Source organism: Ligilactobacillus murinus, assembly GCF_003288115.1.
GTDB classification, from domain to species: Bacteria; Bacillota; Bacilli; order Lactobacillales; family Lactobacillaceae; genus Ligilactobacillus; species Ligilactobacillus murinus.
Genome location: NZ_CP023565.1, coordinates 1,694,830 through 1,707,639 on the forward strand (window position 1 = coordinate 1,694,830; position 12,810 = coordinate 1,707,639).

Consider the following 12,810-nt stretch of genomic DNA (forward strand, 5'->3'; position numbering starts at 1 on the left):
AAGGGGGAATTTTTATGGGGGAAAATACAACTGTCAATGAAGCTTTACTAAAAGATGACCTTTACCAAGCCGTCAACGGCGAATGGCTCAAAACCGCCGTGATCCCAGCCGACAAGGCAACTACTGGGGGCTTTGCGGACTTGGCCGACAATATCGAAGAAACACTGATGGCTGATTTTGGCAAAATGTTGACCAAAAAAGACCGACCACAGACCAAAGAAATGGCAGAATTTGTAAAGTTTTATCGCCTTGCATCTGATTTTGAAACCCGTAACAAAGCTGGTGCTACTCCAGCTAAAAAGTATTTAGATAAGGTCTTAGCCTTAAAAGATCTAAAGGCTTGGCAAGACGCTTTGCCAGATCTGATCCTTGAAAATTACGATGCACCGTTTGAACTCTATGTTTCACCGGATATGAAAGATACTAAGCATTACGCGCTCTATGCTGATGTTCCATCTTTGTTTTTACCCGATAAGACCTATTATGAACCCGGTAATGAACAAGCTAAAACATTGCTTCAGATCTTAGAACAAATGCTGACTGAGCTCTTCAAGTTAGCTGGTTATGATGAAGCATTTAGCCAAAAAACGATCGCACAAGCTTTGGCTTACGACAAAAAACTAGCACCTTTTCAAAAGGATAGCACAGAACGCGCAGATTACGTAAAATCTTACAACAAGTACACTTTCCAAGATTTCGTATCATTGAGCGCACATGTCGATCTCGCTAAAGTCGTAACAGCTTTACTTGGAAAAGCGCCTGAACAAGTGATCGTCAGCGAACCTAAGTACTATGCGGCCTTAAATGAATTAGTCAACGAACAAAATTTTGAGAGCATGCGTAGTTGGTTATTTGTCAAAACTCTTCTTGGTCTAACCGGGTTATTGAGCGATGAGATCCGCATTTTAGGGGGGACCTATAATCGGGCGCTCTCTGGTTCAAAAGAGGCAATGAATCCGCAAAAAGCAGCCTTTTACTTAGCGACAAATCAATACAGTCAAGTAGTCGGACTCTATTATGCTCATAAATACTTTGGGGCTCAGGCTAAAGCAGACGTGCACCACATGGTCGAAAAGATGATCGCTGTCTATAAAAAACGGCTGGAAGAAAATGAATGGTTGAGTGATGAAACACGTAAAAAAGCGATCGTTAAGTTAGATGCGCTCGGGATCAACGTTGGCTATCCTGATGAACTCGATCCCCTTTACTCCAAGTTCATCGTTGATGACGACTTAAACTTAGTCGATAACGTGACAAAATTCACCAAGATCGTAACTAAGCGTCATTTTGAACGGATCGATGAAAAAGTTGATCGCACACGTTGGGAGATGCCGGCGCACATGGTCAATGCTTATTACCACCCTTCATTTAACATCATCGTCTTCCCCGCAGCGATCTTGCAAGCACCATTTTACAGTCTTGAACAAACTTCAAGTGCTAATTATGGTGGGATCGGTGCCGTTATCGCCCATGAGATCTCCCATGCGTTTGATAACAATGGAGCTCAATTTGACGAACATGGTAACTTAGCTAATTGGTGGACTAAAGAAGACCTAGCCCACTTCCAAAAATTAGCTGAAAAAATGATCGCACAATTCGATGGCCTAGAATTGCCTGCCGGAAAAGTCAACGGTAAGCTTGTTGTTTCCGAAAACATTGCAGATGCAGGTGGATTGAGCTGTGCGCTTGAAGCTGCCAAAAGCGAACCGGATGCAGATCTGCGTGAATTCTTCATCAACTGGGCCCGGATCTGGGGAATGAAGTCGGCACCAGAGCGAGAAAAACTTCTCTTAGCGATCGATGTTCACGCGCCACATGTCTTACGAGCAAATATCCAGCCCCGTAACCTCGACGACTTCTATCAAGTCTTTGATGTCAAACCAGGTGATGGCATGTACCTAGCACCAGATAAACGGATCGCTATCTGGTAAAGTCCGCTAAGCAATAATAAAAGAGCCACTACGAACTGAAGTAACTCCCCTACTAACTTAGGGGCACTTCAGAGCTCGTGGTGGCTCTTTTTGTTCATATAGCGTTACTCGAGCTATTTAGTGAAATGAATTCTTGGGATCTAAGACCATGGCTTCAGCTAATGCGACTTCGTTATACAAGTCATACAGATCAGTCGAATCAACTTCACCTGCCTCCAGTAATTCTGCCAAATACTCACGTTCAATATAAAATGACCATAACAAAGCTTGTTGTTCTAAGGAGCGTTCGACCTTACTGAAAGCTGGGCGACGTGAAACGTAAAACCACTGTTGCCAAAATTGGCGCAAACTGGTCTCTGAATTTTGGTCACGCAGATCATAGATCACACTTTGCTTTACTTTTTCAGGCAGATACATATGCTCAACTTCACTGATCGCGCGATTGATCATCTCTTGGCGATATTTTTTCTTTTCACCTGTATCATGCTCTTCTTTTGGCAAAATAAACCAAAAAACGATGCTTGGAACTAACATACTCAAAATGATCATTACTGATTCAGACATGATGACTAAGTTGAATTGATTTGAACTTAGCCCCAAACTTGCTGCCATAAAGACAAGCGCTAAAGTAACCGCTCCATGGACACCACCTAACGAAAAGATCAAGGCGCTACGGTGACCACGCTTCATGATCAGTAAAACGTAGAGATAGCGAACAAGTAAATTCAGGGCGTATAAGACGATCCCAGCTGTGATCCAGATCCACGATGAGAAAGTCACATCTTCGTCCATAACGATCCGGACAAAGTTTAAGCCTAAGATCAAAAAGACAGCATTATTCAATAACTCTTGCACTAAAGAAAAAATATTATTTCCTAAATAAAATTGCTGCATATCACTGAAACGACTCCGCTGGGCTTCACTGTTATGCAATAAGCCAGCACATACGACCGCAATGATCCCTGATACATGGATCTCTTCAGCTAAAACGTAAATGATAAATGGTAAGGCCACAGCTAACATGATCTGGGCATTGACTGCATTATCAAAAGGCAAACGGATCAAGGCTTGGCGAAAGAAGATCGCAATAAAAGCAACGATAGCACCAAACAAAGCACCACCGATCGCTGCAAATAAGAAGTTTATGATCGTTGAGCTATAATCGATCTCTCCTCGAAGTAAAAAGAGCACCGTTGCATTCAATAAGATGATCCCAGAAGCATCATTGAATAAGGCTTCCATTTTTAGCATATTTTTTTCGCTCTTGGGAAGCTGTAGTCCTTCAGAAACAGATTCGGTCGCCGTCGCATCAGTTGGGGTACTGATCGCTGCCATCACTAATGCTAGCGACAAGCCGATCCCCGTGATATATGAGAGTGCAAAACCCGTTACTACTGTACTGATGACTACTAAAATAACTACGATCCCCAAGATAGTTTTGAGTTTGTGCCCCACACGATTGAGATTCATCGCCTGCCCTTCAAAGAATAGCAATGGCGCAATGATCGTGATCATAAAGACTTCAGGCTCAAACTCGGGGATCATATCGTTGAAAAAGGGTATGCTAGCAATTATTGCGCCAACTGCCATACTGACATAATTTTCCGAGATCTTTGGAAAAAACTGCGCTAAAATACTAGCTGCTATTGAGGCAAAGATCAACAGTAGCCACCCACTTAATTCGTGCATAAAAACCCCTCCCGTTTTTCTTTCATCATATCAGAAAAAACGAACAAATTACCACTTTTGCGCTCTTATCTTAGGTGCTCTGCGGGCCAAGACCAATCCCAGCCCAGTCCCAACTATCCCTTGTAATAAATTAGTCGCTATCCCTAAGATCCCGGCACTCCAGCCATATAACAAACTATCGGCAATAAAATATCCCCCAACTAAAACTCCGATCGCTCCTCCACAAACTAGGAGCTGTTCTTTTAAAGATCTAGTCTGAGCGGTTCCAACAAGCGCTCCTTGTGTCCCATGGATCACCAAAGAAAAAATCATATACTGCGGATAACCGCTAAAGAGATCGAGTAAAAAGCCGCTCAGGCCCCCGACTAACGCACCACCGCGCACTCCAAAGACGATCCCTGAAAGAACGATCCCCGCATCACATAAATTGATATTTCCATGCGTAAATACTACCGGGATCAAAAATATGCGTGCCACAGCTACATTTAAGGCTGTGATCAAAGCTAACGTCACGATTTGTCTAGTCTTCATGTGATATCCCCTTTGCTAATTTGGGCAATAATTCGCCCAGATAGATCCCATAACTACGCTCAACATTTTGGTCAGCGGTCTGGATCAAGGCTTGTTGTGTCAAACTCGTGGCTTGCTTTATCGCCTGTTCAAACGAAACCCCTTGCCGTAAAAATGAAGCTAAAAGAGCCGCAAAAACATCACCACTACCATAAAAGTGCCCCTCTACCTTGGGGAAGAAACAAGTCTTTAATTGCCCCTCTTCAAGCCAAATACATCCTTTTTGTCCGTCCAACTCGACGCCAGTGATGACAGCCTTGCCTCCTGAGCGTAAAAGCCGTTCAACCTCACGGGCTAATTGGGTCAGATCTGGGGTACTTTGCATTTGCCCTGTTAAAAACTTGGCTTCAGTCAAATTCGGAGTCGCAAAATCAGCTACTTGCAACAACTTTTTTTGCAAAGCCAAATGTCGTTCATCTAAATTGGGGTAAAATTTCCCCTCATCAGCAAAAACTGGGTCGATCACAACTAATTCTAACTTGGCCTGGTTTAAATATTGGTATAGTGCTTTACCGGTAGCTAAATTATCGATATAACCAACTAACGCTGCTGTAATATTAACATTTTGTGTTTGCCAATGCGCAAAAGTCGCTTTGACAAAGGAGTAGCAATCACTGACTGCAGGTGTGCCAAAGCCTTCACTTTGAGTCGATAATAAGCTCGTCGGCAAAATAGCTAGCGGGATCTTTTGAACTTGTAAGATCGGGATCGCAACTGCCAGTGAAAGATTACCGATCGCTGAAAGGTCTTGAGCCACGAGCATCTTTTCATCAAATTTTATCTGCATCAATTTTACCCCCTGAAATGTCAGTCTTAATTACTTAACTATAGCTTTTTTTGGGCATATTTCAAGCTTATTATCATTGTAACCGTTTTCTTCAACTGTAAAAAATGGTATACTTAACTAAGGAGTTAGTTGCTAAATTCAATAAGGGGGTTTTTTTATGACAAAAGTAGCATTAGTCACTGGGGGCGCACAAGGTATTGGACAAGCGATCGCACGGCGGTTAGCTGATGATGGTTTTGCAGTTGCCGTTGCCGATCGCAACTTAGAAGCAGCTAAACAGACAGCCTTTGATCTAACAACTGCTGGTAAAAGCGCTGTTGCGATCGAAGTTGACGTTGCTGATAAAGATAGCGTTTTCCAAGCCGTACAAAAAACATATAACGCATTTGGCGGGTTTGATGTGATCGTCAATAACGCTGGGGTCGGCCCGACCACTCCGATCGAAACGATCACACCTGAACAATTTGATCAAGTTTACCACATCAACGTTGCTGGTGTTATTTGGGGGATCCAAGCCGCAGTTGAACAATTTAGAAAGAAAAAACGCGTTGGCAAAGAGATCGTTGGTAAGATCATCAATGCCACATCTCAAGCTGGTGTCGTAGGTAATCCTAATCTTTTATTATATAGTGGAACCAAATTTGCCGTTCGAGGTATCACCCAAGTAGCTGCACGTGACCTTGCTAAAGAAGGGATCACAGTAACTGCTTTTGCCCCTGGGATCGTAAAAACCCCAATGATGTACGATATTGCCCATCGTGTTGGTCAAAATGCGGGCAAAGATGATGAATGGGGCATGCAAACTTTCGCTAAGGATATTGCCCTAGAAAAACTCTCCGAACCAGAAGATGTAGCAGCCGCTGTTTCATTTTTAGCCGGAACAGATTCCAACTATATCACTGGTCAAACCTTGATCGTTGACGGTGGTATGCAATTCCACTAAAATTTTGCTATAGTAAACTAAGCAAGCTGATTTAGCTTGCTTAGTTTTTTTATGAGGTGATAATATGTGGGGCACTATTTTTAATGCTGGAATGATCATCTTAGGCAGTGGGTTAGGGCTCCTCTTTAAAAAAGGGCTCAAACCTGCCTATCATCAAACTTTGCTGCAAGCGTTGGGACTTTGTGTTATTTTGTTAGGGATAAGCACTGCTAGTACTAGTCTGCAAAAAAGTTCATTACCGGTCTTATTTATCGTCAGTTTGACAGTAGGCAGTTTGCTCGGACAAGCTTTGCATTTGGAAGAACGGTTTGAAACACTGACGAAAAAATTGGGCTCAACTGAAACTAGTGGGGCGATCACGACTGGGATCTTACTCTTTTGCCTTGGTTCGCTTTCGATCCTTGGACCATTTAAAGCCGCGTTAGATCACGACTATACCTATCTGATCACCAACGGCCTACTCGATGGAATCACTTCGCTTATCCTAGCTTCTGCTTATGGTTTTGCGATCGCTATTTGTGGTGTCGTCCTCTTTTTTTGGCAAGGTAGCTTATACTTGATCGCCCTTAGCTTAGCTGGTAGTATCTCTTCGACTTTGATGACTGAGCTCTCGATCATTGGTGGAATATTGATCTTTGTTTCTGGGACAAATATTCTCAAATTGACTAAGATCAGCGTTTTAAATCTCTTACCCAGCTTACTTATCCCACCACTGTACTTGTTATTTTGGCATTAAAAAAGGAAAGCCTTGCACAAAAGCTTTCCTTTTTCTTTTATTTTGTAAATGCGATATTTTCCCACAAATTATAACTTTCTTTTGGTTTCAAAGAGATATTAGTCAGTTTTTTGGAGAAAACATAAGTCGAATAGCGGAATTGTCTTGGAACGATGTACGCTTCCTTATTCATGTATTCTTGCCACTTATAAAATTGTTTTAGCTGATATTTGTCATTGAAAGCCTTCTTGGAACTCAAAGATTCGATCAACTCAGTATTTTCCTTAGTGACAAAATGGGCAAAATTATATGGATCAGACGGCATATAATTTCCAGCTACACTTGTTGTTGGTGGCATTGGAACAGCCCAATTACTGAGCCAAACATCAAAGCCTTTACCATCATTGACTAATTGTTCGATATAGGAATTAAATTCCTGCAATCGTCCATCTTTTAGTTCAACTTTGACCCCGATTTTTTTCCACTGTTCAAGATAGTTTTGGATCATAGCACGCTCATCTGAGCTATTCCCACCTTCAGATAATAGTTTCAAACTGAATTTTTTGCCATTAGGTAACGTTCGATAGCCGTTCTTTTGCAACTTGTATCCCGCTTTATCTAACAGCTTATTGGCCTTCTTCAAATCTAAAGTATACCCTTTTGCTTTATGATCATTATATTTTCCAAAAGCATCGGGTACGACCGTATTAGCACGATAATACAAACCAGCATCAAATTTCTTAGATAATTGATCCATGTTAAGTGCATAGCCCATAGCTTGGCGTAATACTCTATCTTGTACTGGTGTCTTACGATCCATTACACTTAGCCCTTCTTTATTAGCATGACCGACTTTGAAACCGACATACGAATAATACTTTTCTTTTACTCCTAAAACAGCATACTGCTGTAATTTACGAACTTTCTTGTAGGTCCCACCGCTTTCATTCAATAAAATATCATATTTATTAGCTCGCATCGCTGCTGCTGCTTGACCACTAGAGACCATTTCAATGTTGATCTTAGAAACATTAGGCCGTTTACCCCCGTAATACTCATTAGGCACCCATGAGATTGACTGTCCACGCACCATATTTTTGATCTTGAATGGTCCGTAAAAGAGTGGATCCTTTTGCACCTTATCGCTAGAAGCTAGCTTATCAAATGGAACGTCTTTTAAATAGTGATACGGTAGCAAGCTCGAAACGATAAAACCAGCATTAGGAAACTTCATTTCAGGTTCCATATCTGTAAAATGGATAACCATGGTCTTTAAATCTTTTACTTCTAAACCTGAGATCTTATCAGTCTTTCCGGCATGATAGTCCTCGATCCCAACTACTTTTCGCAATTGTGCATTGTAACTCCCTGAATTCGTAGCACTATTTGCCACCACTTTATAGGTATACTCGATGTCTTTAGCCTCTAAAGGATGTCCATCTGACCATCCCGCATTTTTCTTGATCTTGACCGTTGCTGTTTTTTCGGCATTATTGAACGAAACTTGAGCCAAACCATCTTTGGAATACGTATAGTCATTATTGGGTTTAAATAAGCTATAATTTCCAAATTGAGCAACGTCTGTTGTTGGCCCGTCAACACTCAAAACGTCTGCGAAGACACCTTTAAAAACGCCATCATGAACATAGCCAACGCGTAATGTACCTCCTTTCTTTACTTTTTTATGATTATCATATTCTACCGGAAATTTAGTTGCTAAAACGCTATTACTGGTCATCCCCATAACCAATAATGCCGTCATCAATGTTATGATATATTTAGTCAATTTCATTTTTTTCATGATCGATCTTCTCCCCGCTCAAAATTATTATTCTTTCAAAAAAATATACTTTTTTGCCGTTGATCTTTCCGTTACAAAACGATATCCCAATTCATCGAATTCTTTAAGTTGTTCTAACGTTTTTACTTTTTGGTTTGCTAAATAACGCACAAATTGTCCTCGAGCTTGTTTAGCATGTGTTGCTTTTTGAACATATTTTTGTCGTTTAGGATCAAACTCTTTAAATTCTAGCGTGACAAACACATCATTGGGTGCTAAATACCGTTCGATCGCTTTTGAATATTCCTTTGAGGCTAAATTTATTACTGGCTCTTGTGTTCGATAAAGCTCTGTATATAACTCAGCGCCCCAAAATTCATATAGATCTTGATAAGTAGCTCCCACAAGTTTAGCTCCCATCTCTAGCCGATATTGGATCACCCCATCAAACGGTCTTAAGATCCCATAGAATCCAGATAAGATCCGTAGATTTTGCTCCAAATATTCTAAAGCCGCTGCTTCTAAGAGATCCGGTGCCATGGAACTATATTGTAGTCCCACATACGAAAATAAAGCTGGCGTTAAGTTTTTTTCAAGTTCCGCATCTTGCAGACGTTGATAATTTAGTCGTGCTAACTTTTCACTACATTTCCAAAGACGCTGCAGTTCTGGATAGGATGCTCGTTGCAACCGCTGTAGTAACTGCTTAGTTTTGGCTAAATATAGTGGCGTATCTCTTATCTCAAAATCAGAACTCGCATCTTGCATCTTCTTAGCTGGTGAAATAATTATCTTCATGTTTCCCATTCCAATCGTTTTACCCAAATTCTAGCATAATTTGTTCCACGTGAAACACGAAACGCTTTGCCTTATTTAGTCAATGCCACTTGATCCCAAAAATTATATTTAACATTTTCGGTAGTAGTTGAAAAATTCTTTACATTTTTACTGATCGTTTCTAGGTCATATTGGTAATATAACGGAACAACATACGCTTCTTTTTGCATATACCGTTGCCATTTATGCATTTGCCCGATCCGATATTTGGTATTGAATGCCTTTGGCGAATTCATCTGAGCAACTAATTTATCATTTTCCTTAGAGGTAAAATGACCATAGTTTAATTCTGAGTCTGGCGCAGAGATGTAACTTGGATAACTAGTTGGTTCTGGAGGCAAGACCCAAACCCCTGTCCAAAGGTCAAAATCATGTCTCTTATTACTTGATAACACATCTAAGTAGTTATTATACTCAAGGGCCTTCCCCTCATATAATTTGACATTTAGCCCTACTTTTTTCCATAGTTGGATATAGTTAGTCCGCACTGCTTCATCATTCTTGCTCCCCTTTTGGTCTAACATCGTCAACACCAGTTTCTTTCCATTGGGCTGAGTTCTATACCCGTCTTTTCCTCGCTTAAAGCCTGCCTTATCTAATAGTCTATTTGCTTTCTTTAGATCAAAGCTATACGGTTGGACATTCTTATCGTGATACCCCCCATAAGCGGGAGAGAGTAGCGTATTTGCATATTTTGTTACCCCTCGACCAAATTTCTTAGTTATTGTATCTACATTCATCGCATAGGCCATCGCTTGACGAAGAGCCAGCTCACTTGTTGGTAAAGAAGCATCCATCACACTTTTTCCATCTTTATCGGTGTACCCCACTTTAAAGCCAAGATAGGTGATCTCGATCCCCAAGTTCCCTAAAGTTACCAATTTCTTATCATTTTTTATCTTATTGTACGTTGCACTTGATGTATTCAGCAAAACATCGTATTTACCAGCCTTCATAGCGGTTGCAACTTGCGAAAGTGGTACGATCTCCGTGATGATCTTAGCCAGTTTAGGTTTAGGTCCTCCATAATATTTGTTTGGGACCCATTCGATCGCTTCACCCGGTACGATTTTTTTAACTTTATAAGGTCCAAAAAACATTGGGTGTTTTCTGACCTTATCACTCTGGGCTAATTTAGCAAATAAAACATCCTTTAGGTAATGATAAGAATAGGCTACATTCAACAAATACCCCGAGCCAGCATATTCAGCTGCTGGTGTTAATTTCTTTAAATGGATCAATAAATGTTTGCTATCTTTTTCTTCCAAACCTGTGATTTTGCCTGCTTTTCCCGCATGATATTCCTTTACACCTTCGATATTTTCTAGCATCTCATTATAGTAAAGAGAATTGCTATCTTTATTAGCTTGGATCTCATAAGCATAGGCTGCATCACGTGACGTTACTGGCTTGCCGTCCGACCATTTGGCTTTCTTACTGATAGAGACCACGGCTACATTGTTTTTCCGATCAAACTTGACCCTTCCAAAGCCTCCAGCAACATATTTACCATCCTTATCATAACCAAATAAGCTAGTAGCACCTGGAGCAGCCATAACACTTGTTTTTTCGTCACTGGCTAATTCGTCAATAAAGACACCTTTAAAGGGCTCATCCGAAGCATAGCCCACTCACAAGGTCGCATCTTTAAGTGCTTCTTTATGATTTACATATTTATCAGGAAAACTGACTGCTTCCACTGTTAAGGACTGCACACTAGAAATAGTCAATAAACTTACTGTCGTTACGACAACCCAACACTGCAAAATTTTTTTATACTTCAACTTTGTCTCCTTATTTTGTTAAACAAACATTATCCCAAACTGTCAATTGTGTGCTATTATCGACCGTCATCCCCTTGACATTTTTCCCCACTGCCGTCAGGTCATAGCTATATGAAAGTGGAACAACATAGGCTTCTTTACGCATATATTCTTGCCACTTGTGCATCTGCTTGATCCGATATTTAGCATCAAATGCCTTCACTGAATTCAGCGATTCCAATAATTTAGTGTTCTCTTTGGTCACAAAATGCCCATAATTGAACGAAGAACTTGGACTATAGGCCGCAGTTGCTGCAGATGACGGTTCTTGAACTAACGACCAAGTGCCAAACCAAAAATCAAACTTATGTGAATTACTATGCAACAGATCTTCATACGTATTGAATTCCAAAGGTCGATCATTTACCAATTCAACTTTGACCCCGATCTTCTTCCAAAGTTGCATATAATTAGCCCTGATCTCATCATTTCCACGTCCACTCGCTTGATCCAATAAATGCAACGTTAATTTTTTACCATCTGGTCGCGTTCGGTAGCCATCCTTTCCCCGCTTAAAACCAGCTTGATCGAGTAAGTGCTCGGCTTTCTTCAAATTTTGATAGTACGGCTCAGTCTTACTGTCATGGTAAGCACCATACGCCGGTGAGACCATTGAATTAGCCCATTTTTGCAGACCAGCACCATATTCTTCTACGATCTGTTGCGTATTCATCGCATATGCTAAAGCTAGACGCAAAGCGCGGTTATTAGTAACTAGCTCTTTATCTAACACACTTTTACCATTTGGGTTCTTATCTCCTACACGAAAACCCATGTATTGTAAGCCATATGCCATCGTCCCTAGTGTCACATATTGATCAACTTTGCTCGTCTTAGCATAAGTAGCACGTGATTCATGCAAGATGATATCATACTTATGCGAACGCATGGCTTCAGCGACCTGAGCAACTGGCACTACTTCTTCGACCACTTTATCTAATTTAGGCTTCCTACCACCGTAATATTTATTCGGGACCCACTCGATTGCTTCACCTTGTACGACTTTTTTGATCGTGTATGGCCCAAAGAACAATGGATGTTTACGCACTTTATCACTCTGTGCCATTTCGGCCATCGGAACATCTTTTAAGTAATGATAAGGTTGGGCGTCATTATACAAATAACCTGAGTCAACATATTCCATTGCCGGTGCCATCTTCGTATAATGGATCAAAAGATGCTTACTATCTTTGATCTGTAGACCGGCGATCTGGTCAGTCTTCCCCTCATGATATTCCTTCATCCCCATGATCGTCTCAAGATTTTCACTGTAATATTCCGACGTACTGTCTTTGTTAGCAATTATCTCATACACAAATGCCACGTCGCGGGCCGTTACAGGCTCACCATCAGACCATCGTGTTTTAGGTCCGATCGTGATCAAAGCCGTTTTGCTACCGCGATCAAATGAAACATCCGCTAACCCACCTTTGACATATTTACCATTTTTATCCTTTCTGAACAGGCCTGGTTGCCCTAATTCTGCTAAACTATCCGTTTCAGAATCGGTCCCCAACTCTTGGATAAAGATACCTTTAAAGTTATTATTTGAAGGATAGCCGATTTTTAGCGTGCCACCTTTCAATTCCTTTTTATGATTAACATACGTTTGTTTCAATGTCACATCTTTGGCTAAGACAGTGCTGGTCGGGACGGCTAGTGTTCCCGCTAGAACTGTCAACAAAGCTACTGTTTGCGTGAATAAATGTCTTCTCCCCATTTTAAAATCTCTCCT

The 12,810-nt window shown here is 41.0% G+C and carries 10 protein-coding genes; 3 read left to right on the forward strand and 7 right to left on the reverse strand.

Features of this window, described 5'->3' with window-relative positions; translation table 11 throughout:
* Positions 1-14 precede the first annotated feature (14 nt).
* Positions 15-1,931 carry a M13 family metallopeptidase gene (locus CPS94_RS08420; RefSeq protein WP_112193681.1) on the forward strand — a complete coding sequence of 639 codons (1,917 nt, stop codon included), beginning with the start codon at positions 15-17 and terminating at the stop codon, positions 1,929-1,931.
* Positions 1,932-2,048: 117 nt separating this feature from the next.
* Here CPS94_RS08420 and CPS94_RS08425 read toward each other — a convergent pair whose 3' ends face one another.
* The 3 genes from CPS94_RS08425 to CPS94_RS08435 are packed head-to-tail and all read right to left on the reverse strand — an operon-like array spanning position 2,049 to position 4,977.
* Positions 2,049-3,620: a cation:proton antiporter gene (locus CPS94_RS08425; RefSeq protein WP_112193683.1), complete on the reverse strand. Its 1,572-nt coding sequence runs from the start codon at positions 3,618-3,620 to the stop codon at positions 2,049-2,051.
* A 48-nt stretch (positions 3,621-3,668) separates the two neighbouring features.
* Positions 3,669-4,151: an ECF transporter S component gene (locus CPS94_RS08430; RefSeq protein WP_112193692.1), complete on the reverse strand. Its 483-nt coding sequence runs from the start codon at positions 4,149-4,151 to the stop codon at positions 3,669-3,671.
* Positions 4,141-4,977: a PfkB family carbohydrate kinase gene (locus tag CPS94_RS08435; RefSeq protein ID WP_112193694.1), complete on the reverse strand. Its 837-nt coding sequence runs from the start codon at positions 4,975-4,977 to the stop codon at positions 4,141-4,143. Before CPS94_RS08435 ends, CPS94_RS08430 begins: the two co-directional genes overlap by 11 nt.
* 157 nt (positions 4,978-5,134) lie before the next feature.
* On the opposite strand from CPS94_RS08435, the gene CPS94_RS08440 reads away from it, so the two are divergent.
* Positions 5,135-5,920, forward strand: a complete 786-nt coding sequence (locus CPS94_RS08440; protein WP_004049819.1) for a (S)-acetoin forming diacetyl reductase — start codon at positions 5,135-5,137, stop codon at positions 5,918-5,920.
* Between the two features lie 64 nt (positions 5,921-5,984).
* A complete protein-coding gene (locus CPS94_RS08445) occupies positions 5,985-6,656 on the forward strand; it encodes a DUF554 domain-containing protein (RefSeq protein WP_112193696.1) in 672 nt (223 codons plus the stop codon).
* Between the two features lie 37 nt (positions 6,657-6,693).
* On the opposite strand, the gene CPS94_RS08450 is transcribed toward CPS94_RS08445, so the two are convergent.
* The 4 genes from CPS94_RS08450 to CPS94_RS08465 all read right to left on the reverse strand — a co-directional run bounded on the left by CPS94_RS08450 (position 6,694) and on the right by CPS94_RS08465 (position 12,795).
* Positions 6,694-8,436 carry an ABC transporter substrate-binding protein gene (locus CPS94_RS08450; RefSeq protein ID WP_112193698.1) on the reverse strand — a complete coding sequence of 581 codons (1,743 nt, stop codon included), beginning with the start codon at positions 8,434-8,436 and terminating at the stop codon, positions 6,694-6,696.
* A 27-nt stretch (positions 8,437-8,463) separates the two neighbouring features.
* A complete protein-coding gene (gene yaaA / locus CPS94_RS08455) occupies positions 8,464-9,213 on the reverse strand; it encodes a peroxide stress protein YaaA (RefSeq protein ID WP_112193700.1) in 750 nt (249 codons plus the stop codon).
* A gap of 71 nt (positions 9,214-9,284) precedes the next feature.
* Positions 9,285-10,883: an ABC transporter substrate-binding protein gene (locus CPS94_RS08460; protein WP_112193702.1), complete on the reverse strand. Its 1,599-nt coding sequence runs from the start codon at positions 10,881-10,883 to the stop codon at positions 9,285-9,287.
* A 163-nt stretch (positions 10,884-11,046) separates the two neighbouring features.
* Positions 11,047-12,795, reverse strand: a complete 1,749-nt coding sequence (locus CPS94_RS08465) for an ABC transporter substrate-binding protein (RefSeq protein WP_225427747.1) — start codon at positions 12,793-12,795, stop codon at positions 11,047-11,049.
* Positions 12,796-12,810 lie beyond the last annotated feature (15 nt).

Excerpts from the sequence above, each read along its gene's own strand:
- CPS94_RS08445 (WP_112193696.1), top strand. The coding sequence starts at position 5,985 with ATGTGGGGCACTATTTTTAATGCTGGAATGATCATCTTAGGCAGTGGG.
- CPS94_RS08425 (WP_112193683.1), bottom strand. The coding sequence starts at position 3,620 with ATGCACGAATTAAGTGGGTGGCTACTGTTGATCTTTGCCTCAATAGCA.
- CPS94_RS08450 (WP_112193698.1), bottom strand. The coding sequence starts at position 8,436 with ATGAAAAAAATGAAATTGACTAAATATATCATAACATTGATGACGGCA.
- CPS94_RS08465 (WP_225427747.1), bottom strand. The coding sequence starts at position 12,795 with ATGGGGAGAAGACATTTATTCACGCAAACAGTAGCTTTGTTGACAGTT.
- yaaA (WP_112193700.1), bottom strand. The coding sequence starts at position 9,213 with ATGAAGATAATTATTTCACCAGCTAAGAAGATGCAAGATGCGAGTTCT.
- CPS94_RS08440 (WP_004049819.1), top strand. The coding sequence starts at position 5,135 with ATGACAAAAGTAGCATTAGTCACTGGGGGCGCACAAGGTATTGGACAA.
- CPS94_RS08430 (WP_112193692.1), bottom strand. The coding sequence starts at position 4,151 with ATGAAGACTAGACAAATCGTGACGTTAGCTTTGATCACAGCCTTAAAT.
- CPS94_RS08435 (WP_112193694.1), bottom strand. The coding sequence starts at position 4,977 with ATGCAGATAAAATTTGATGAAAAGATGCTCGTGGCTCAAGACCTTTCA.
- CPS94_RS08420 (WP_112193681.1), top strand. The coding sequence starts at position 15 with ATGGGGGAAAATACAACTGTCAATGAAGCTTTACTAAAAGATGACCTT.